The sequence below is a fragment of the Bifidobacterium sp. ESL0820 genome, assembly GCF_052606235.1.
Genome location: NZ_CP199594.1, coordinates 915,367 through 936,282 on the forward strand (window position 1 = coordinate 915,367; position 20,916 = coordinate 936,282).

Annotated in this window: 17 protein-coding genes; 4 read left to right on the top strand and 13 right to left on the bottom strand. The window is 63.1% G+C overall.

Annotated features, from left to right (window positions below):
- Nucleotides 1-77: 77 nt before the first annotated feature.
- The 9 genes from dnaE to ACUIAH_RS03900 all read right to left on the bottom strand — a co-directional run bounded on the left by dnaE (nt 78) and on the right by ACUIAH_RS03900 (nt 11,442).
- A complete protein-coding gene (dnaE, locus tag ACUIAH_RS03860) occupies nt 78-3,635 on the bottom strand; it encodes a DNA polymerase III subunit alpha (RefSeq protein WP_306221888.1) in 3,558 nt (1,185 codons plus the stop codon).
- Between the two features lie 43 nt (nt 3,636-3,678).
- Entirely contained in the window at nt 3,679-4,608 is a 930-nt protein-coding gene (locus ACUIAH_RS03865) for an RluA family pseudouridine synthase (protein WP_445341454.1), read from the bottom strand.
- Nucleotides 4,605-5,135, bottom strand: a complete 531-nt coding sequence (locus ACUIAH_RS03870) for a signal peptidase II (RefSeq protein WP_445341455.1) — start codon at nt 5,133-5,135, stop codon at nt 4,605-4,607. Before ACUIAH_RS03870 ends, ACUIAH_RS03865 begins: the two co-directional genes overlap by 4 nt.
- Before the next feature lie 12 nt (nt 5,136-5,147).
- Entirely contained in the window at nt 5,148-6,452 is a 1,305-nt protein-coding gene (locus ACUIAH_RS03875) for a DivIVA domain-containing protein (RefSeq protein ID WP_313839453.1), read from the bottom strand.
- 91 nt (nt 6,453-6,543) lie between these two features.
- Nucleotides 6,544-6,828 (bottom strand): YggT family protein, encoded by a 285-nt coding sequence (locus ACUIAH_RS03880; protein WP_198189529.1) that lies wholly within the window; start codon nt 6,826-6,828, stop codon nt 6,544-6,546.
- Between the two features lie 41 nt (nt 6,829-6,869).
- Nucleotides 6,870-7,337, bottom strand: coding sequence for a cell division protein SepF (locus tag ACUIAH_RS03885; RefSeq protein WP_029677902.1), 468 nt, complete (start codon nt 7,335-7,337; stop codon nt 6,870-6,872).
- 18 nt (nt 7,338-7,355) lie between these two features.
- Entirely contained in the window at nt 7,356-8,528 is a 1,173-nt protein-coding gene (gene ftsZ / locus ACUIAH_RS03890) for a cell division protein FtsZ (protein WP_445339801.1), read from the bottom strand.
- Nucleotides 8,529-8,759: 231 nt separating this feature from the next.
- Complete coding sequence (gene dusB, locus ACUIAH_RS03895) at nt 8,760-9,857, bottom strand: tRNA dihydrouridine synthase DusB (RefSeq protein ID WP_445341543.1); 1,098 nt, start codon at nt 9,855-9,857, stop codon at nt 8,760-8,762.
- 67 nt (nt 9,858-9,924) lie between these two features.
- Nucleotides 9,925-11,442 (bottom strand): glycine--tRNA ligase, encoded by a 1,518-nt coding sequence (locus tag ACUIAH_RS03900; RefSeq protein WP_445341456.1) that lies wholly within the window; start codon nt 11,440-11,442, stop codon nt 9,925-9,927.
- A 199-nt stretch (nt 11,443-11,641) separates the two neighbouring features.
- Between ACUIAH_RS03900 and ACUIAH_RS03905 the strand changes: the two genes are divergently transcribed.
- The 4 genes from ACUIAH_RS03905 (at nt 11,642) to ACUIAH_RS03920 (ending at nt 16,243) form a co-directional block, all read left to right on the top strand.
- Entirely contained in the window at nt 11,642-11,977 is a 336-nt protein-coding gene (locus tag ACUIAH_RS03905) for an MTH1187 family thiamine-binding protein (protein ID WP_445341544.1), read from the top strand.
- A gap of 61 nt (nt 11,978-12,038) precedes the next feature.
- Nucleotides 12,039-13,112: a LacI family DNA-binding transcriptional regulator gene (locus ACUIAH_RS03910; RefSeq protein ID WP_445341457.1), complete on the top strand. Its 1,074-nt coding sequence runs from the start codon at nt 12,039-12,041 to the stop codon at nt 13,110-13,112.
- A gap of 264 nt (nt 13,113-13,376) precedes the next feature.
- Nucleotides 13,377-14,669 (top strand): MFS transporter, encoded by a 1,293-nt coding sequence (locus tag ACUIAH_RS03915; protein WP_313839459.1) that lies wholly within the window; start codon nt 13,377-13,379, stop codon nt 14,667-14,669.
- Between the two features lie 50 nt (nt 14,670-14,719).
- On the top strand, nt 14,720-16,243 hold the full coding sequence (locus tag ACUIAH_RS03920) for a glycoside hydrolase family 32 protein (protein WP_445341458.1): 1,524 nt from the start codon (nt 14,720-14,722) through the stop codon (nt 16,241-16,243).
- A 254-nt stretch (nt 16,244-16,497) separates the two neighbouring features.
- Here the strand turns inward: ACUIAH_RS03920 and ACUIAH_RS03925 are convergent, their stop codons facing one another.
- The 4 genes from ACUIAH_RS03925 to recO all read right to left on the bottom strand — a co-directional run bounded on the left by ACUIAH_RS03925 (nt 16,498) and on the right by recO (nt 20,904).
- Complete coding sequence (locus ACUIAH_RS03925; protein WP_445341459.1) at nt 16,498-17,694, bottom strand: MFS transporter; 1,197 nt, start codon at nt 17,692-17,694, stop codon at nt 16,498-16,500.
- Between the two features lie 90 nt (nt 17,695-17,784).
- Nucleotides 17,785-19,215 carry an amidohydrolase gene (locus ACUIAH_RS03930; protein WP_445341460.1) on the bottom strand — a complete coding sequence of 477 codons (1,431 nt, stop codon included), beginning with the start codon at nt 19,213-19,215 and terminating at the stop codon, nt 17,785-17,787.
- A gap of 168 nt (nt 19,216-19,383) precedes the next feature.
- Nucleotides 19,384-20,178: an isoprenyl transferase gene (locus ACUIAH_RS03935; RefSeq protein ID WP_045924066.1), complete on the bottom strand. Its 795-nt coding sequence runs from the start codon at nt 20,176-20,178 to the stop codon at nt 19,384-19,386.
- A gap of 3 nt (nt 20,179-20,181) precedes the next feature.
- Complete coding sequence (gene recO / locus ACUIAH_RS03940) at nt 20,182-20,904, bottom strand: DNA repair protein RecO (protein ID WP_045924065.1); 723 nt, start codon at nt 20,902-20,904, stop codon at nt 20,182-20,184.
- Nucleotides 20,905-20,916 lie beyond the last annotated feature (12 nt).

Below are 20,916 nucleotides of genomic sequence, written 5' to 3' on the forward strand. Positions count from 1 at the left end.
GATGGTAGTGAACTTTTGTGTCGCCAAAGCCAGCGACTCACCGCCGTCCCATATGGTGAGACGGTTCCGGGCGCATCCTAGGCCGACGGCAGGCAGGAGGGCCCGAAGACCGACTTGATCTCGGCCATCATGGAGGTGTCGTGCCTGGTACGGAATCCGTCGCCAAAGGTCAGCAGGCGGACGTTGCCCCGGTCGTCGGTGACCGCCAGACGAACCTGGCAGTAGCCGGGGTGGGACTTGAGTATCCGGGCCAGCCGCTCCATGTGCCCCCGATCCAGGGCCTGCCTGGGCAGGGTGATGGTCAGAGGCCGCTCGTCCGCCGACTCCAGGACGGGCACCTCCATATCGGTGACGCGGATGTTGGTGGCCTCGTCCCGCAGCTCGACCACACCCTTCACCCGGATGACCGAGTCCAGAACCAGGTCGTCGGAGTGGGCGTCGTAGACCTTGCCAAAGAACATGCACTGGATGGAGCTCTCCAGGTCCTCAATGGTGACGATGGCCCAAGGATTGCCCTTCTTGGAGACCCGTCGGTCCACAGCAGTGACCAGCCCCGCCAGGGTCACCGCCTTGCCGTCCATGCCCTTGGACCGGTTGAGCAGCTGGGCGATGGACATGTCACGCATGCCAGCCAGAACCGAAGTCATGCCGCTCAAGGGATGGTCGGACACGTACAGACCCAGCATCTGCCGCTCGAAGTTGAGTTTGGTGGACTTGTCCCACTCGTCGATGTCGGGCACGGTCACCTGGGCATCGCCCAAGGCATCCTGCTGGGGCACGTCGTCATCGGGGTCGGCGAAGAGATCGAACTGGCCCTCGGCCTGCTTGCGCTTGATGGGCATGACCTGGTCGACGGCCTCGTCATGAATCTGGAAGAGGGCCCTCCTGTTGGGGTCGATGCCGTCGAAGGCACCGCCCTTGATCAGGGATTCCACGGTTCGCTTGTTGAGCACCTCCATGGGCACCCGCTTGACGAAGTCCATGAAGTTGACGTACTTGCCCCGGGGCCCTTGGCGTTCCTTGATGATGTCCGCCACCACCTTGTCGCCCACATTGCGGATGGCTCCCAGGCCGAAGCGGACCACGTCGCCGACAGCGGAGTACTCGGCCACGGACTCGTTGATGTCAGGCGCCAGGATGCGGATGCCCATCCTTCTGGCCTCACCCAGGTAGAGGGCGGTCTTGTCCTTGTTGGTCTTCTCGTTCTGCAGCAGAGCGGCCATGAACTCCACCGGATAGTGGGTCTTCAGGTAGGCGGTCCAGTATGCGATCAGGGCGTAGGCCGCGGAGTGCGCCTTGTTGAAGGCGTAGCCGGAGAAGGGCACCAGGACGTCCCAGACCGCTTGGGCGGCCTCCTGGGAGTAGCCGTGCTCCTTCATGCCCTGGAAGAAGGGCACCTGCTCCTTGGCCAGGACATCGGGCTTTTTCTTGCCCATGGCCCTTCGCAGCACGTCGGCGCGGCCCAGGGAGTAACCGGCCAGAATCCGGGCTGCGGACTGGACCTGCTCCTGGTAGACGATCAGACCGTAGGTCTCGTCAAGCACGCCCGCCAAGGGCTTGGCCACCTCCGGATGAATGGGCTCGATCTTCTGCAACCCGTTCTTGCGCTTGGCATAGTTGATGTGCGAGTTCATATCCATGGGCCCTGGCCGGTAGAGGGCGATCAGGGCGGAGATGTCGTTGAAGTTGTCGGGCTTGAGCATGCGCAGCAGGGATCGCATCCCGTCGCCATCGAGCTGGAAGACGCCCAGGGTGTCGCCCCGGGAGAGCAGCTGGTAGGTCTCCTTGTCGTCCAGGGGAACCTTCTCGATGCTGATGGGCTCCTTGCCGTTGCGCTTGATGTTGGCGACCGTGTCCCTGATGACCGTCAGGTTGGACAGCCCCAGGAAGTCCATCTTGACCAGCCCCAGGGTCTCGCAGGTGTGGTACTCGAAGGTGGTGGTCACCGTGCCGTCGGTACGCTCCATCAGCGGCGAGGTGTTGGTGATGGGGTTGGAGGCCATGATGGTGGCGCAGGCGTGCACGCCGGTCTGGCGGATGATGCCCTCGATGCCCTTGGCTTCCTCGGTGATCCGCTTGACGTCCGGGTTGGACTCGTACAGGTCACGGAACTCCTTGGCCTCCGGGTAGCGCTTGGACTGGGGATCGAAGATCTCCTTGAGGCTCATGTCCTTGCCGTTGACCGTGGGCGGCAGGGCCTTGGTGACCTGGTCGCCCACCGAGTACTCGTAGTCCATGATCCTGGCCGAGTCCTTCAGGGCCTGCTTGGTCTTGATAGTGCCGTAGGTCACGCACTGGGCCACCTTGTCGGAGCCGTACTTGCGGCCCACGTAGTCCAGGACCTTCATGCGCCCCTCGGGGTCGAAGTCCACGTCGATATCGGGCAGGGAGACGCGCTCGGGGTTGAGGAAGCGCTCGAAGATCAGCCCGTGCTTGAGCGGATCCAGCTCGGTGATGCCCATGGCGTAGGCCACCATGGATCCTGCCGCCGACCCACGGCCCGGCCCCACCATGATGCCATGCTGTTTGGCCCAGTTGATGTAATCGGCCACCACCAGGAAGTATCCGGTGAACTGCATCTGGCAGATGACCCCGCACTCGTAGTCGGCCTGGTGGGAGACCTCCTCGGGCACCCCGTCCGGGTAGCGGTTCTTCAACCCCTCATCCACCTTCTTCAGGAAGAGGGAGGTCTCGTCCCAGCCCTCCGGGCAGTCGAAGCGGGGCATGAAGGCCCCGTCCTCGTGATCGTCGAACATGACGTTGCAGCGTTCCGCGATCTCCAGTGTGTTGTCGCAGGCTTCGGGGAACTCCTTGAAGATCTCCCGCATCTCCTGGGCCGAGCGGATGTAGTAGCCGGTGCCGTCGAACTTGAAGCGTCCAGGGTCGGTCAGCCGGGATCCCGAGTTGATGCAGAGCAGGGCATCCTGGGCCGAGGCGTCCTCCTTGCGCACATAGTGCGAGTCGTTGGTGGCCACCAGGGGTGCATCCAGACGACGGGCGATCTCCAGCAGTTCCTTGGTCACCCGATGCTCGATCTCCAGCCCGTGGTCCATCAGCTCCACGTAGTAGTTCTCCTTGCCGAAGATGTCCTGGAACTCCCCTGCCGCCCGCAGGGCCTCGTCGAACTGGCCCAGCCTCAGCCTGGTCTGGATGATGCCCGAGGGGCAGCCGGTGGTGGCGATGACCCCCTGGTGGTAGGTGGACAGCAGGTCCTTGTCCATGCGGGGCCACTTGCCGACCAGACCCTCCAGGTTGGCCACCGAGGAGGCCTTGATCAGGTTGACCAGACCCGTGTCGTCGCTGGCCCAGAGGGTCATGTGGGTGATGAAGCCGCCGCCGGAGACATCGTCGGAACGCTGCTCGTCGGTTCCCCAGTGGACCCGGCTCTTGTCCTGGCGGGCAGTCTCAGGGGTCACGTAGGCCTCGATGCCGATGATGGGCTTGATGTCGGCATCCACGGCCGTCCGCCAGAGCTCGTAGGCCCCGTGCATGTTGCCGTGGTCGGTGATGGCCACGGCCGGCTGCCCCAGCCGCCCCACCTCGGCAACCAGGTCGGGGATCCTGCTGGCCCCGTCCAGGGTGGAATAGTGGGTATGGGTGTGAAGGTGAACGAAGTCTGACCGGGTTGAGGACATATCTCCAACTTACCCAGGACCCTGGCCGAATCGCCGGAGTCCGCTAGCTGCGTATACCAGTGGCGCTCTGGCGTTCGATCTGCAGGGCGCGGCGCAGATCAGCCGGATAGGAGGAGACCACCTTGGTCCAGATCTTGGTGCGGGGATGGCGGAATTCCAGGCGCATGGCGTGCAGCCACTGCCGCTTCAGGCCCAGTCGCTCCGCCAGGTCGGGGTTGGCCCCGTACATGTGGTCGCCTACCAGGGGGTGGCCTATGGAAGAGAAGTGCACGCGTATCTGATGGGTGCGCCCGGTCTCCAGATTGACGCTGACCAGGGTGGCCGAGCCGAAGCGCTCCAGTACGTCCCAGTGGGTGATGGCCTCCTTGCCTGCAGGGGTGACGGTGAAGCGGAAGTCCGAGACCCGGGCCCGGCCGATGGGAGCCTCGATGGTGGCCTTGTCCTGGGAAAGATTGCCCTGGACCAGGGCGTGGTATATCTTGACCACCTCATGCCGAGCGAACTGCCGGCGCATCTCTTTGTAGGCCAGGTCGGACTTGCAGACCAGCATAAGGCCGCTGGTGCCTGCGTCCAGGCGAGAGACGATGCCCTGACGGCCCTGGGCCCCCATGGAGGTGATGTGGGTGCCCCGCTGCAGGAGGCTGCCCAGAACAGTTGGTCCGGTCCAGCCTATGGAGGGATGTGCCGCCACCCCAACCGGCTTGTCAACGACGACCACGTCCTCGTCCTCGTAGACCACGGGCATGTCCTCAGCCACCGGCTCCACCTGTGTAGCCGGCTCGGGTTCGTCCAGCTCTATCAGATCGCCGCTCATCAGGGTGGTGGCCTTGTTCACCCGACGGCCCATGATCCGCACATGGCCCTGGGCCACCAGATCGCTGGCCTTGGCCCTGGACAGGCCCAGCATCTTGGACAGGGCCATATCCAGGCGCCGACCCACCAGGGCATCCGGCGTGGGAAGAAGCCGGGTCACTTGGCTGCTCCCCCATGTTCTTTGGGTTGGGATCTGTCGCTGAACTGCACATTGCAGGCAATGAGCGCCACCACGGCAACACCGGCCAGAGTCAGATAGATGTCGGCCACATTGCCCACCGACCATCCGTAGTCCAGAAAGTCGACCACGGCACCGTCAATAAAGCCTGATGCATAGGCCACCCGGTCGATCAGATTGCCTGCCGCCCCTGAGAAGGCCAGGGAGAGGGCCAGGGTCCAGGCCATGGAGGTGGTCCGCAGGGCCAGAACAATGATGAGCAGGCAGGCGGCCAGGGCGATCAGGGATATGACCCAGGTACTTCCGGATCCCAATCCAAGAGAAGCCCCAGGGTTGCGCACCAGTCGCAGACCATGGAGAGGACCCGGCAGTGCCACACTGACCCCCTTGCCCAGCCGAGCCAAGGCCAAGGCCTTGGTCACCTGATCCAACGCTATGGCCACTGCCGCCAGAGCGACGAAGACGGCCACGCGCCCGCGCAGCCGTCTCTTGTATGTGTTCTTGGTCATTACCGGATGGAATCAGTGGGCCTGTTCGGACTTCTTTTCCATGGACTGGTAATTGCTGGTGTCCGAGATCTGGTTGATGAGCTGGTTGAGGAACTCGGTCAGCTTGCTGCGGTAGCCCGCCTCGAACTGCTTGAGACCCTGGATGTTCTCCTCCAGAACCTTGGACTGATCCATGAGCTTGTTCTTGACATCGGCGGCATAGCGGTCGGCGCTGTCGCGGGTGTTCTTGTCGTACTCCTGGGCACGGGTCTGCACCTGGGTCTCGTACTCGTCGGCCTGGTTATGCTGGCGCTTGGAATAGGCGTCGGCATCGGAACGGGTCTTGACCGAGTACTCGTCAGCCTGGGAGCGTACGCGCTGTGAGTAGCCATCGGCCTCGGAGTGCACGCGCTTGGAATACTCGTCCACTTCGGCGCGGGTCCTCTTGGAGTAGTCCTCCGCCTTCTTGACGATGTCGTCGTGCTGGGCGTGGCCCTCGGCCACCAGCTGGGAGGCGTTGGCCTTGCCCTTGTCGACGTACTGATCGTGCAGTTGCATGGCCAGGGTGAGCATGGCGGTGGCCCTCTCGGGTTCGCTGCTGGCCTCGGCGCCAGCGCCCGCGATCCGTTGCAGGCTGCCCGTTTCGGTGGAGGGCTCGGCCTTGGAGACCTGCTGACGCAGCTGCTCCTCGCGCTTGCGGGACTCCTCCAGCTCCTTGTTCAGCTGTTCGGTGCGCTGCTGCTGCTCCTGAGAAGCCTTCTGGGCCTGGGTGACCTGCTGGCGGGCCGTGGCCATGCCCTGCTGGGAGGCATTGAGCTGGTTGGTCAGAGCCTGGACCTGCTGGCGGGCCTGGTCGCGCTCCTTTTGCATGGCCGTCAGCTGGTTGGTCAGCGCCTGGGTGTTGTTGCCCGCGGCGGCCTGGGCGGTAAGCTGGTCGATTTGAGAGTTGAGCTGCTCGACCTGACGCTTGAGCTGGTCGTTCTGGGAGGCCAGGGTCTTGACCTGGCTCTGGGACTCGGCCAGCAGTCGCTTGGTCTGGGCATCCACGGCAGGCTGTTGGGCGGCGGACCCCTGGGCCTGCTTCAGATCCCGGTTCTCCTTCTGCAGGGATTCGACCTGAGCCGTCAGGTCGGAAATCTTCGAGTTCAGCGAGGCCACATCGGTACCCAGGGACTGGGTGGAAGCGGCGTTGCCTTGCATGGCCTGCTTACCCAGAGCTTCAACCGTATCGGTGACCTGATCCAGGAAGTCGTCGACCTCGTCGACGTCGTAGCCTTCCTTAAACCGCACTGTCTGGAAGGTATGCTCCCTTATGTCATTAGGCGTCAATAGAGCCATATGTTTCTCCACCTCGCTTCAGGCCAACCAGCCCGATTGTGTTCTCTTACTGCATGCTAGCACGGAGTCTGCCGTATCCACGGTCTTGCTCTTACCCCAACAGCACCTGGATGATGATCAGGGCCGCATAGAGCACCATGAAGGAGACGTCAAGCTGGATCCTGCCCATGGGCAGAGGCGGAATGTACCGGCGCAGCCAGCGCAGGGGCGGCTCAGTCAAAGCATAGATGACCCGAATGAGCGAGGCCACGAAGCCACGAGGGTACCAGCGAGGCGACAGAACCAGGACCCAGTCCAGAATCATCCGCACGAAGAGGATCAGCAGGTAGGTCTCAATGCAGATGTCTATCAGATATCGAAGAAAAAGAACAAGCATGCGTCTCTAGGCTCCTGCGGACACGGCTGCCAGGGCATCGCTCACTGGGCGAAAAGCCCCTTGGCCGAAGAGCCTGACTCGGGCTCCTCCACCTTGATGTTGACCTGCGCAGGACTGAGCAGAAAGACCCTGGGAGTGACCCGCTCGATGGACCCGCGTACCCCGAAGACCACTCCTGCCGAGAAGTCGACGATCCTGTAGGCCACCGACTCGGACACGCCAGTCAGGTTGAGGACCACCGGCACTCCGTCCCGCAGGGCCCTGCCGACCATCTGGGCATCCTCATAGGACTTGGGATGGATGGTGGTGATGCGGTTGATCCGGCTCTGGAAGGGCGTGGACTCGGCCTCCTGGCTGCTGGACGTGGATTGCGGAGCCATGGGAGTCACAGAGTGATCGGTGTCGAAGCCATCGCGGGCCTCGTCATCGTCGGCCAGGTCGTCGTCATCGTCGTCTACGACGTCCGACATGCCGAAAAAGGACATTGCGTTCTTCATCAATCCTGCCATACCTGCTCCTTCGCCTGATTACCGCAGAAAGTCAGGGATATCCAGATATCCCGGGTCGGAGGTGCCGTCGTCGCCGGAGGCGGGGGGCACCACATCGTGTTCGGAAGTCTCATCTGACTCCGCCTGGGCGGAAGGGGTCGTCAGCGGCTGCTGAGGCTGCTGGACCTGGGTGGCCGCTGCCGGCGTGGTGGTCGTGTCCACTGCAGGGGCCGGGGTCTCGTCCTTCTTTGGTGTGGGATCGAATCCGGCGGCGATGACCGTGACCCGCACCTCGTCCCCGTAGGCGTCGTCCAAGGCCAGGCCCCAGATGATCTGGGCCTCGGGATGGATGGCATCCTGAACCAGCTGGGCGGCGGCAGATGCCTCCTGCATGCTCAGGTCGGTGGGGCCGGCCACGTTGATCAGGGCCCCGTGGGCACCCTCGATGCTCTCCTCCAGGAGCGGGGAGGAGATGGCGATCTCGGCGGCCTGGGTGGCTCGATCCTCGCCCCTGGCTGCGCCGATGCCGAAGAGGGCGGTGCCTGCATCCTTCAAGATGGCGGTGACATCGGAGAAGTCCACGTGAATGTAGGAGTTCATGGTGATCAGGTCAGTGATGCCCTGAACACCGGCCAGCAGGGCCGTGTCGGCGGTCTTGAAGGCATCCATGACCGAGACTGTGCGATCCGAGAGGTCCAGAAGCCGATCATTGGGGATAACGATAAGGGCATCGACCTCCTTGCGCAGGTTCTCGATGCCCGATTCGGCGGAAGCGGAGCGCCTGGGTCCCTCAAAGGTGAACGGCCGGGTGACTACGGCGATGGTCAGCGCGCCTTGCTGACGGGCTGCACGCGCAACCAGTGGGCTGGCGCCAGTGCCTGTGCCGCCGCCCTCCCCTGCAGTGACGAAGACCATGTCGGCACCCTTGAGAACCTCCTCAATGTCGGACTGATGGTCCTGGGCAGCCTTGGCGCCCTTCTCTGGATCGGCTCCGGCCCCCAGGCCGCGGCTGTTGGCATCGGAAAGGGAGATCTTTACATCGGCTTCTGAGCGCAGGAGATCCTTGGCATCGGTATTGATGGCAACAAACTCGACATTCTGCAGACCCTCGGCGATCATGCGATTGACAGCATTGCCACCGGCTCCACCAACACCAACGACCTTGATGTTGGTCTTGTCATTGAAATTGTCATTCTGGGCAATCTCGCTCACAGTATGCTCCCGTCACTCACGTTACGCTCAACTCTAGCGCAGGTCGTATACGCCAACACGCATTTGCCCACAGGCGTTCCGACCCTCCCTGACGGCCGTGGGCCTAGGGTCCGGGAGGACAGAGCCAACCGCCCTGGCCTTCCGAGAGAACCTCCACGCCGTTCTGTCCGTATTCTAAACCCTGATTCTAGACCCGGATGCGCACGGTTGGCGACAGGAATATTTCCGGCTTCAGTAGGAGGCATCCATGGGGTCGTTGCCGAAGAGCGTCTCGCGCTCCTGATGGGTGGTGGTCCGCGAATCCAGCCAGCCATAGGGAAGACGGACCTTCTTGGCATAGCGGACCCGGCCACGGGGCTTGCCGGCCACGGCTCGTGGATAGGGCATGTCCTGATCCAGATCGGCGATGCAGCGGTCCAGCTCCTCCAGGCTCTCGCAGGCCATGAAGTCGCGGCGCACCTGGCCTCCCACCGCGAAACCCTTCAAATACCAGGCCACGTGCTTGCGCATGTCGTGGACGGCCATGCGCTCGTCGCCGTCGTAGAACTCGACCAGAAGCCGGGCATGGCGGGCCATGATGGCCCCTACCTGGCCCAGGGTTGGCTCCTGCCGTTCCGGGGAGCCAGCCAGGGCCGCCGCTATGTCGGCGAAGAGCCAGGGACGGCCCTGGCAACCCCGACCGATGGCCACGCCTGCGCAGCCGGTCTGGGCGAACATGTCCAGGGCATCTTCGGCGGTCCAGATGTCGCCGTTGCCGAAGACGGGGATATCAACGGCCTGGACCAGCTGAGCGATCCGGTCCCAGTCGGCATGGCCGCCGTAGTACTCAGCCGTGGTTCTGGCGTGCAGGGTCACGGCGGCGCACCCCTCCTCCTGGGCGATGTGGGCCGCCTCCAGGAAGGTCTCGTGCTGGTGATCGATGCCCACACGGATCTTTGCGGTGACGGGGATCCCGGCAGGCGAGCAGACGACGACCACCCGATGGACCAGTTCGGCGAAGAGGTCGGTCTTCCAAGGCAGGGCGGATCCGCCGCCATGCCTGGTGACCTTGGGTACCGGGCAGCCGAAGTTCATGTCGATATGATCGACCCAGCCGGCATCAACCACCATCCGGGTGGCCTGTTCCATGATCTGCGGGTCCACCCCGTACAGCTGCAGGGAGCGCACCTTCTCCTGCGGGGCGAAGCGACAGAGCCGGAAGGCCTTGGGGTTGCGCGCCACCAGGGCCCGGGCCGTTACCATCTCCCCCACGTACAGTCCGTCGGGACCGTACTCCCGGCAGAGCAGGCGGAAGGGCCAGTTGGTCACGCCCGCCATGGGCGAAAGCATGACCGGCACAGGCACGGTTATCGGGCCCAGCTGCACAGGGGCAGCCTTCGGGGTCGGGCGATCAGTCTCAGTACCGGCCACCGGCCTCGGCCACCTTGATGGGTTCGCTCTCGTCCGTGCCCGGCTCGCTGGCCAGGTCCGTGTAGCCGTCAGCGGCACGCGCTCCGGTCAGGTCAGACGGCCCCATGGGGTAGCGCACCCGCCGCTCGCCGACGACCCGGCGCACATAGTCCTCCACCTGGTCCAGGGCCACCCGGTCCTGCTGCATAGAGTCGCGGTTGCGGATGGTGACCGCCTTGTCGTTCAGAGTATCGAAGTCCACGGTGATGCACAGGGGCGTGCCGATCTCGTCCTGGCGACGGTAGCGGCGGCCGATGGCGCCGGACTCGTCGTAGTCCACCATCCACTCGTTCTGGCGCAGGTCGGCAGCCAGGTCATGGGCGATCCGCTGCAGATCAGGCTTCTTGGACAGGGGCAGGACGGCTGCCTTGACCGGGGCCAGCCTTGGATCCAGGCGCAGCACGGTGCGCCGGTCGACCCCGCCCTTGGTGTTGGGGGCCTCGTCCACGTCATAGGCATCCACCAGGAAGGCCATCAGCGAGCGCGTCAGGCCGGCGGCGGGCTCGATCACGTAGGGGATGTAGCGTTCCCCGCTGGCCTGGTCGAAGTAGCTCAGATCCTCGCCCGAGTGCTCGGCATGGGCCTTGAGGTCGTAGTCGGTGCGGTTGGCCACGCCCTCCAGCTCGCCCCACTCGGAGCCCTGGAAGCCGAACCGGTACTCGATGTCCACGGTCCGCTTGGAATAGTGGGCCAGCTTCTCCTTGGGGTGCTCGTAGTGGCGCAGGTTCTCGGGCTTGACGCCCAGGTCCACGTACCAGCGGGTCCTGGCGTCGATCCAGTACTGATGCCACTGCTCGTCGGTGCCGGGGTGGACGAAGAACTCCATCTCCATTTGCTCGAACTCGCGGGTGCGGAAGATGAAATTGCCGGGTGTGATCTCGTTGCGGAAGCTCTTGCCCATGTTGGCGATGCCGAAGGGGGGCTTGGAGCGGGAGGAGGCCATGACGGACTTGAAGTCCACGAAGATGCCCTGGGCGGTCTCGGGACGCAGGTAGTGCAGGCTCTTTTCGTCCTGGACGGGTCCCAGGTGGGTCTGCAGCATCATATTGAAGTCGCGCGGCTCGGTCCACTGGCCCTTGGTGCCGCAGTCCGGGCAGGGGATGTCCTTGAGGCCGTTTTCCGGATCATGGCCGTGTTTCTCGACGTAGGCCTCCTCCAAGGTATCGGCCCGGTGCCGCTTGTGGCAGTTCAGGCACTCGATCAGGGGGTCGTTGAATACCGAAACATGGCCCGAGGCCTCCCAGACCGCCGTGGGCAGGATGACCGAAGTATCCACGCCGACCACATCGTCGCGGGTGACCACCATGGATCGCCACCACTCACGCTTGATGTTGTCCTTGAGGGCCACGCCCAGGGGTCCATAGTCCCAGGCCGAGCGTGTCCCGCCGTAGATCTCCCCTGCGGGAAAGACGAATCCTCGGCGCTTGGCCAGGGAGATGACCTCATCCAGTTTCGATACTGCCACTGATCACACCTTCTGCTCGGGAGCCCCTCCTGGGGACATACGACCTGATGACCGGCCTCCAGCATACCTTCGGCGGGTGACCTGCTGTCAGCGCAGAGGCCTACCCTTGAGGAAGGTGCGGGAGGCCGCGCAGGTGACCGCAGGGGGGACACCGGGCATCCTGCCTGCCAACCCCAGTCGACGAGGAAAGGTTCCCGATATGCCTAATGTGAACGACCCATCCTATCTGAACACCGTAGCCGAGGTCACCATTGCGCCCTCTGGTCAGGGTGAGGAGCTGTCCACCTATGTGGCCCAGGTCATCAAGGTCATCAGGGATTCGGGGCTGCCCAACCAGACCAATGCCATGAGCACCGTCGTCGAAGGGGATCTGCATCGGGTCATGGAGGTCGTGGAAGAAGCCACACGGGTCCTGGCCGAGCAGGGATACAGGACCGGCGTCAGCCTCAGGCTGGACATCCGTCCCGGCAAGCAGGATCAGATCCACGAGAAGGTGGAGCGGGTCGACCGGATCCTGGGCGGGGAAAGCCGCTGAAAGCTCCCTGCCGTTCAAGATCAGCCGGGCTGAAATCGCCTGAGCAAGTTAAGGTGTGCCCATGATCACGATGAAGCAGATCGCCGAACGCACAGGCGTGTCCGTCTCCACAGTCTCTCTGGTGCTCAACGGCCGCGACAAGGGCAGAGTCAAGTCGGAGACCGCCCGGAAAGTGCGCAGCACAGCCAAGACCCTGGGCTATCGGCCCAATCCCATGGCTCGGTCGCTGCGCACCAGCAAGACCGGCATGCTGGGCTTCATCAGCGAAGAAGTGGCCACTACGCCCTACGCCGGCGCCATTATTCGGGGCGCGCAGGATGCGGCAGCCGAGCGCGGCTATGTGCTTCTCACCGTCTCCACCGATGGAGGAGTTCGGGAATCCGAACAGATCCGGGCTTTGAAGCGCTATGGGGTGGATGGATTCCTCTTCGCCAAGATGTACGACCAGGATGTTGACCTGCCCCAGGCTCTGCGCTCTTGCCCTGCCGTGGTGGTCAACGCGGCGGAGCGGGCCAACCGCTGTCCCAGCATCGCCCCCGACGAGTTCCTGATCGGCTACGATGCCACCCGCCACCTGATTGAATCAGGCTGCCGCCGGGTGGCCTACCTGGGCACCACACAGGATCTGCCCGCGCAAGAAGACAGAATGCGCGGATATCACGCAGCCCTCAAGGAAGCTGGGTTACCCACAAGTCAGGCCTTGATCCGACTGGTCGGATTCAACCAGGAGGCCATGGATCAGACAAACGACCTCATGGACGACCAGCATCCCGACGGGGTCTTTTGCTTCAATGACTCGCGGTCCTTTTACCTCTACCAGGCCGCCGCGGCCCGCCATCTGATCATCGGCAAGGATCTCAATCTGGTAGGCGTGGACAACCACCAGGTCATAGCCGAAACCACAGCGCCTCCCCTGACCACGGTCGAACTGCCCCACTACGAGATGGGCTTCTGGGCGGTGCGGCGGCTGCTTGCGCAAATCAATCCACGTCGCGTCGCTCTGCCCCTGCCCAAAACCCGTGCCGCCCTGCCGCCGCTTGATCACGACGAGGGAGTGCGCATCCATTGCGCCCTGATCCGCAAGGGCTCCACCCGCCTCGATGCCGCCTCGGCCGCAGTGCCAGCCAACCGCTAAAGCCAGGAACGCATCTGCCTGTTCCCGATTGCAAAATGGTGAACCATGGTCGAAGGCTGACGAAGTTCAAACCAATCGCCGATCGGTCGGGATCCCTTATTGGCTGCTCATGGCGCACTCAGGTACGCACAGCAATCGTCAATCGTTTGACGTAAATCGATTGACGGCCTACTATACCTACCAGGATCCGCTCTGCGCACAGAACGCGCATCGGACCTGGAAGCACTGCGGGGAAGCAGTGCACAATAGGGAGAGAGGGGCAGCATGGCCGCCAAATCATCAGCATGGAGGAATCCATCATATTTGGAATCCTCCACCGGAATATTCTTCTTCTTCTGCGCCTGGGGCATCTGGTGGTCCTTCTACCAGCGATGGCTGGTAACGGGGCTTGGCATGACCAACACCCAAGTGGGCAACATCTACTCCATCAATTCCGTGGCCACCCTGATCATCATGTTTGTCTACGGGGTGATCCAGGACGAACTGGGCGTCAAGCGCCGTCTGGCCGTCTTCATCGCGGCCATCGCCGCACTGGTGGGGCCCTTCGTCCAATTCATCTATGCGCCGCTCATGCGCTCCAACATCATGCTGGGCGCCATGCTTGGCGCAGTGGTCCTCTCTGCCGGCTTCATGTCCGGCTGCTCCCTGATCGAGGCCATCACCGAACGCTACTCGCGCAAGTTCGGCTTCGAGTACGGACAGTCCCGGGCCTGGGGCTCCTTCGGCTACGCCATCGTGGCCCTGATCGCCGGCTTCGTCTTCAACATCAACCCCATGATCAACTTCTGGCTGGGCTCAGCCTTCGGCCTGTGCATGCTACTGGTCTACGCCTTCTGGATCCCGGACGAGCAGCGTGACGAGATCCGCCGCGAATCGACCCCCGAGGGCGAGAAGTCCCAGCCTTCACTGAGGGATATGCTCCATGTACTGGGCATGCCGGCCCTCTGGCTGCTGATCGTCTTCATGATCTTCACCAACACCTTCTACACGGTCTTCGACCAGCAGATGTTCCCTACTTACTACGCCAACCTCTTTGCCACCCCGCAGCTGGGCAACCAGGTCTACGGCATCCTCAACTCCTTCCAGGTCTTCCTGGAGTCGGCCATGATGGGCGTCGTACCTGTCATCATGCGCAAGATAGGTGTCCGCAACTCCCTCCTGCTGGGCGCTACGGTCATGTTTGCCAGGATCGGCCTGTGCGGCTTCTTCCACGATCCGGTCATGGTCTCCATCGTCAAGCTCTTCCACTCCATCGAGGTTCCGCTCTTCAGCCTGCCGGCCTTCCGCTACTTCACCCTGCACTTCAACCCCAAGCTGTCCGCCACCCTCTACATGGTGGGCTTCCAGATCGCCTCCCAGGTCGGCCAGGTGGTCCTGTCCACCCCGCTGGGCATGCTCCACGACCGGGCCGGCGACCGGGTCACCTTCTACACCATCTCCCTGGTGGTGCTCGCGGCCCTGATCTACGGCATCTTCGTGCTCAAGCGCGACGACCAGCAGGTTGACGGCGATCCCTTCATCAGGGATTCGCAGAAGTCCGCCGTAACCCAGGGCTGATCCCCACATCAACCATCATTAGCTTCCATCCGACCCGAAAGGATTCAAGGATGAACCAGTCAGTAACCAAGGAAAACGCCGATATGAGCGCTCAGCTGGACAAGGCCCAGAAGAGCATCGATCGGCTCTTCGCCACCCGCAATGACCGCTGGTATCCCCAGTGCCACATCGCCTCCAAGGCCGGATGGATCAACGACCCCAACGGCCTGAGCTACTACAAGGGGCGCTATCATGCCTACTTCCAGCTCAATCCCTACGGGAGCGAGTGGGGAAACATGCACTGGGGGCATGTGTCCAGCGCGGATCTGGTCACCTGGCGGCGCGAGCCCCTGGCCATGGCACCCACCCTGGAGGTCGAGAAGGACGGAGTCTTCTCCGGATCGGCCGTGGTGGGCGACGACGGCCGTCTGACCATCTACTACACAGGTCACCGCTGGCGCAACGGGGTCAACGATGACGACGGCAACCTCCAGGAGCAGTGCATGGCTGTCTCCTCCGACGGCATCCACTTTGAAAAGAAAGGTGTTGTGGTCCCCTGCCCGGACGACAAGATCCTGCACTTCCGCGATCCCAAGGTGTGGAAGATGGGCGGGCTCTGGTACATGGTCTTCGGAGTCAGCACCCCCGCACAACGCGGCGAGATCTGGATGTACACCTCCAATGACATGGAGCACTGGACCTTCGACCGGGTCATCTACCGGCACCCCGACCCTGAGGTCTTCATGCTGGAATGCCCCGACATGTTCCCCCTGGAGGACAAGTGGGTGATCTGCTACTCGGCCATGGGCCTGAAGCCCCACGGGTTCGAAGCCCGCAACCACAACAACGCCGGCTATGTGATCGGCAGCTGGCAGCCCGGCGGCGACTTCCATCAGGAGACTGAATTCCACCTCTGGGACGACGGCCATAACTTCTATGCACCGCAGACCTTCCAGGCCCCTGACGGCCGTCGGCTGGTCTTCGGCTGGATGAGCCCATTCACCGAACCCATCCCCATGCAGGAGGATGGCTGGTGCGGCCAGTTCACGGTACCCCGCGAGGTCACCCTGGCCGGTGATCATCTGCGCTGCCTGCCGGTGCGCGAGTTCTCCAACCTGGACCAGGACAGGCAGGACTTCGGTCCCATCGAGCTGGAGGTCAACGGCAGCCAGGATCTGGTTGACGACGCGCAGACCGCCGACATCACTATGGAAATCGACCTGGCCAAGTCCCAGGCCGAGCGCATCGGCCTGGAGATTCATCGGACCCAATCAGGTGACCACACGCTGGTCTGCTATGACGACCAGCTGGGCCGCGTGGTGCTCGACCGCCACTGCAACACCTATGGGGACCGTGGCTACCGCACTGCTCCCGTCGAGAAGTCCTCGGGCAAGCTCAAGCTGCGCATCATCGTGGACCGGGGCTCGATCGAGGTCGTCGTCAACGACGGGCTGGAGATCATGTCCTCCTACTCCTTCCCCGCCGAAGGGCCCCGCGGCATCCGCCTGATCGCCGAATCCGGCGAGGGCAAGGCCCTGATCGACTCCCTCTCCATCGCCAGGCTGGGCACCATCTGGGAAGAGCCGGATCGCTGATCCCGCTGTCCTGGTCGGCACAGGAAAGGCCTGCCCTCTGAATCACTCAGGGGGCAGGTCTTTTTGTTTTGCAAGCATCGCTTTCAAGCATCGCCTTCAAGCATCCATGATCAGAACCGATGAATCGGAAATCCTAGAGGAAGCACCGGTCCTTTGGCACTGACCCCTTGCCGGAAACTGCCAGTCATGACTAGGTCTCAGACCTTTGATCTGCGGGACCGGAAGCCATTGGTGTGGCCGATCCGACTTCGGCTTTACTTGCCGACCTTGACCAGCAGAGCCATCAGCCCGGAGGCGATGGCCGCCGCACCCATGAAGAGGAAGGCTCCGACGAAGGAACCGCCGGCCGCCTTGACCAGGTAGCCGATGATCATGGGGGCCAGGAATCCGCCCAGGGTGCCGCCGGTGTTGATGATGCCGATGGCGGAGCCGATGATGTGCGGGTCCATGATCTTGTGGGGCCAGGTGAAGATGCCGGTGAAGGCCACCACGGAGACGCAGGATACCAGGATCAGCAGCAGGAGGGAGAGCCAGATGTTGCGCGAGAAGACAAAGCAAACGACCAGGACGGCGCTGATCACCCCGGCGCCCAGGATGGCTAACTTCTCCCTGCCCAGGAAAAGCTTCGAGAGCAGCTGACCGGCGTAGATGGTAGCGACGGTCGAGAAGACCGCATTGACCGCCAGCAGGATGCCGGCCTGGCCAATCGTAAGGCCGAAGGTGTTTTTGATGAAGGTGGGCATCCAGGAGATATTGCCGTACAGGAGGATGTTCAGCAGCAGCATGGCTACGAAGAGGACCAGCACGTTCCTGTTCTTCAGAACCTCGAGGAACCCTGCCCCCTTGGCTCCGGGCTTCTGGTCAGCCTCGGGCTGGCGGGGCTTGGAGGGCACGAAGATCAGGATGCAGACAAAGGCCAGCAGGTAGAGGGTGCCCAGCACAGCGTAGGCCAGGTGCCAGTTGATGGCGACCAGGTTGGCGCCCAGGACGAAGGCCAGAATGCCGCCGATGCCCGAGGTCGACAGGATCAGCGACTGCACAAAAGTGCGCCGTTCCTGGGGGAAGTTCTCCGCGATCGACTTGGAGCAGGAGGGCGGGTAGCCGCCGTGGCCCATGCCAGCGAAGAACCGGACGATGATGAAGAAGGCCAGACCATTGGCCAGGCCGAACAGGTAGCTGAACAGACCGATGATGATCATGGAGGCCATCAGCACACGCTTGGCCCCAAGCCGGTCGGCCAGCCAGCCGCTGGGAATCTGCATGAGCGAGTATCCCAGGAAGAAGGCCGACATGATGATGCCTGTCTGCCCCGAGTCCAGGTGGAACTGCTCGGAGATGGGGATGATGGCGGTCGAGATCATGTTCTTGTCCATGTACACGATCGAGTAACCGGCCATCAGGGAAAAGATCAGCGTTCCGCTCGCCGTTTTTGAGGATTGCTTGATTGCCATTGGTCTGTCATCCTTCAGTAGAAACCGGCCGCCGCCGGGCAAGGTGATCCGCAAAGATCACAGGGCCTGGCGGCAGCCGAACAGTAGAGGTCAGTGGGGCATCACATCGTCAGGGATGACGACCTTGTACTCCTGGCCGGCGAAGGTCTTGTCAAAGTCCTCCTTGGCGGCCTTGACCAGATCCGGGTCGGTAAAGGCATCATAGGCGGTCAGGGCCAGGGTCTTGCCCGCAGCCAGCAGGCCCTTGTGAGCCACCGAGGACTTGCCGTTGGCCGCCCACTGCCAAGAGTGAGCAGAAGTGCCCTGGGGCTCGAACCCGCCGCTGAACTGGGCGGTGGGCGTCTGCCAGCTGACATCGCCGACGTCGGTGGATCCCGATGCCGTATCGGTGAAGACCAGTGGATACTTCTTCAGGGCCATGGTCGACTCGGCCATCCTCCTGACTTCCTCATCCGTCAGATCAGGGAAGGCCTCCTTGGTGCGGCTGAGCACCCTCTGCTTGCCGGCCTCGGGGACCGTGTCCGTGTAGCGGCGCTCGTAGTCCAGCTCCTGCTGGTCCAGGGGCAGGGGGCCGACGAGGTCCAGGTTCCTGTCTATGGCCTCGGTCAGCGGATGGTTGGGAATGAAGTTGTAGCAGGCCGCGTCGAACTCCTCCTTGACCTGGGTCTCGGTCATCAGGGCCGCACCCTGGGCGATCTTCTCCACACGCTTGAACAGATCCTGAGCCTGGTCCATCCTGGGGGCGCGCACGAAGTAGTAGAGCCGGGCGTGGGACTGCACCACGTTGGCCGACTCGCCGCCTGCGTCGATGAAGGCGTAGTGCACGCGGGCCGCATCGATCATGTGCTCGCGCAGGAACTGCACGCCCACGTTCATCAGCTCAGCGGCATCCAGGGCGCTTCGGCCCAGCTCGGGAGCCGCAGCCGCGTGCGCCGGCACGCCGGTGAAGTCGAAGTAGGCCTGCAGGACCGCCAGGCTGGAGGAGCCCCAGGCCTGGGTCACATCCGAGGGATGCCAGGACAGGGCCAGGTCCAGCCCGTCGAAGACCCCGTCCCTGGCCATGAAGGCCTTGCCATAGCCCGACTCCTCAGCCGGGCAACCGAAGACCTTGATGGTCCCCTTGAGGCCCTTCTCCTGCATGAAGGTCTTGATGCCCACGCCTGCCGCGACGGCGGCCATGCCCAGGATGTTGTGGCCGCAGCCTTGCCCGTTGCCGCCTTCGACCAAGGGCTTGTGCTCGCCCAGGTCGGCCACCTGGCTGAGCCCTCCCAGGGCATCGTATTCGCCGGTGATGCCGATCACCGGACGGCCCGAACCCCAGGTCGCCACGTAGGCGTAGTCCATATGGCCCACGCCCTTCTCGATCTCGAAGCCCTCCTGCTCCAGCACCTTGTAATGCTGCTGGACCGACTCCTTGACGGCAAACCTGGTCTCGGGGGTGCCCCAAATATGATCGGCTGCCTCGATGAACTCCTGTGACTTGTCCTCGATGATCTGCATGATGCGTTGCTTGTCGTCCACGCCTGTCGACTCCTTCGTTTCGTTTGCTGCGCTGATTTCCACGGCGGACACATGGCCTGCTCCGCTGTGATAAGTCACAGACTACCTTTCATGGGCGTTACGAGGGTGTTCAGACGTGTAAATTTGGACGACTATGGGTAACCTCACAAAATTGGAGGTTCTGTCTTCTCAGGCATTCTCCACGCCGCCAAAGCGCCTGTCCCGGTGGATGTAATCGTCGATGGCCCGCCAGAGCACCTCACGCCCGCAGTCCGGGAAGAGCTCAGGGACGAAATCCAGCTCCGCATAGGCCGCCTGCCAGGGCAGAAAGTTGGAGGTGCGCTGCTCCCCAGAGGTGCGCATGACCAGGTCGCAATCCGGAATGTCGGGGTTGTAGAGGTGCTGGGCGATCATCTTTTCAGTCACCTTGGAGCCCTTGATTCGCCCAGCCGCGACTTCTCGGGCGATGTCTGTGGCTGCATCGGCCAGCTCAGCCCTGCCCCCGTAGTTGATGCAGAAGATCACATCGATCCTGGTGTTGTGGCGGGTGCGCTCCATGGCCGCCTCCAGCTCGTCGATGACCGACTTCCAGAGCCGGGGCCGACGACCCGCCCAGCGCACGCGCACCCCCCAGTCGTCCATCTGGGCCACCCGGCGGTGGATGATGTCCCGGGAGAAGCCCATCAGAAAGCGGACCTCAGAGGGCGAGCGTTTCCAGTTCTCCGTGGAAAAGGTGTACAGGCTCAGGTAGCGGACCCCGGCCTCAATGGCCCCGGCTATGGTGTCGAAGACCACCGGCTCGGCAGCCCGGTGACCCTGGGTGCGCTCCATGCCCCTCTGCTTGGCCCAGCGGCCATTCCCATCCATGATCACACCCAGGTGCCGCGGGACTGAGCCCTTGGGGAACTGCGGGATACGCGCGGGATCGGAGAAGGGGGCTGCAGGCACATCAAGAGAAGTGTAGTCGACGGGGTCAAAGCTCATGCTTCAAGAATCTAATAGCCGCAGGGACCTGATGGGCCGCTCCAGGTAATATTCGCCCCATTTCTCAACAAGACCGTCGCAGAGGGGGGTGGAGTCCTTGCCGTCCAGCTTGGACCAGTCCCCGCTGCTCAGCGCCCGGAAGCGGGCCAGGGTGGCGGAATCCACTGCCACGGCGTCGGTAGGCCTGTCCCGGCTGCAGACCACCCCGCCGCCAGGAACCGAAAAGTGGGTCAGCTGGTCGGTCCGGCCGCAGACGATGCAGGAATCCAGCCGGGGCCTCCAGCCAGCCAGCGCCAGGGACCGCAGCAGGTAGGAGGCGCCGATGTCACGGGGTCCATGCCGGTGACCGGCCAGACTGGCCAGGGCGGAGGCCAGCAGACGGTATTGCTCAGGGGCCGGCTCGTGCTCGCCCACCACCAGCTTGTCGGCGGTCTCAAGCATGACGCCCCCGTTGGCATAGAGGTCATAGTCGGCGCATATGGCATCCGCATAGGCGGCTATGCAGACGGCCTGGGAGACGATGTCCAGGTTGCGGCCACGGGAGATGAGCAGGTCGTCACGCATGAATGGCTCCAGCCGCGCGCCGAAGCGGGACTTGGTCCGTCGCACCCCCTTGGCCACGGCCCTGACCTTGCCGTGCCCCCTGGTCAGAATGGTGACGATCCGGTCTGCCTCGCCCAGTTTGACCGTTCTGAGGACCAGGCCCTCGTCACGATAGATAGCCACGACGGCCCCGTC

Bases quoted from the DNA above. Each gene is read 5' to 3' on its own strand.
- ACUIAH_RS03885 (WP_029677902.1), bottom strand. From the start codon at position 7,337: ATGGCAGGATTGATGAAGAACGCAATGTCCTTTTTCGGCATGTCGGAC.
- ACUIAH_RS03875 (WP_313839453.1), bottom strand. From the start codon at position 6,452: ATGGCTCTATTGACGCCTAATGACATAAGGGAGCATACCTTCCAGACA.
- ACUIAH_RS03925 (WP_445341459.1), bottom strand. From the start codon at position 17,694: ATGGCAATCAAGCAATCCTCAAAAACGGCGAGCGGAACGCTGATCTTT.
- ACUIAH_RS03905 (WP_445341544.1), top strand. From the start codon at position 11,642: ATGCCTAATGTGAACGACCCATCCTATCTGAACACCGTAGCCGAGGTC.
- ACUIAH_RS03910 (WP_445341457.1), top strand. From the start codon at position 12,039: ATGATCACGATGAAGCAGATCGCCGAACGCACAGGCGTGTCCGTCTCC.
- ACUIAH_RS03870 (WP_445341455.1), bottom strand. From the start codon at position 5,135: ATGACCAAGAACACATACAAGAGACGGCTGCGCGGGCGCGTGGCCGTC.
- ACUIAH_RS03915 (WP_313839459.1), top strand. From the start codon at position 13,377: ATGGCCGCCAAATCATCAGCATGGAGGAATCCATCATATTTGGAATCC.
- dnaE (WP_306221888.1), bottom strand. From the start codon at position 3,635: ATGTCCTCAACCCGGTCAGACTTCGTTCACCTTCACACCCATACCCAC.
- dusB (WP_445341543.1), bottom strand. From the start codon at position 9,857: ATGCTTTCGCCCATGGCGGGCGTGACCAACTGGCCCTTCCGCCTGCTC.
- ACUIAH_RS03935 (WP_045924066.1), bottom strand. From the start codon at position 20,178: ATGAGCTTTGACCCCGTCGACTACACTTCTCTTGATGTGCCTGCAGCC.
- ACUIAH_RS03920 (WP_445341458.1), top strand. From the start codon at position 14,720: ATGAACCAGTCAGTAACCAAGGAAAACGCCGATATGAGCGCTCAGCTG.
- ACUIAH_RS03880 (WP_198189529.1), bottom strand. From the start codon at position 6,828: ATGCTTGTTCTTTTTCTTCGATATCTGATAGACATCTGCATTGAGACC.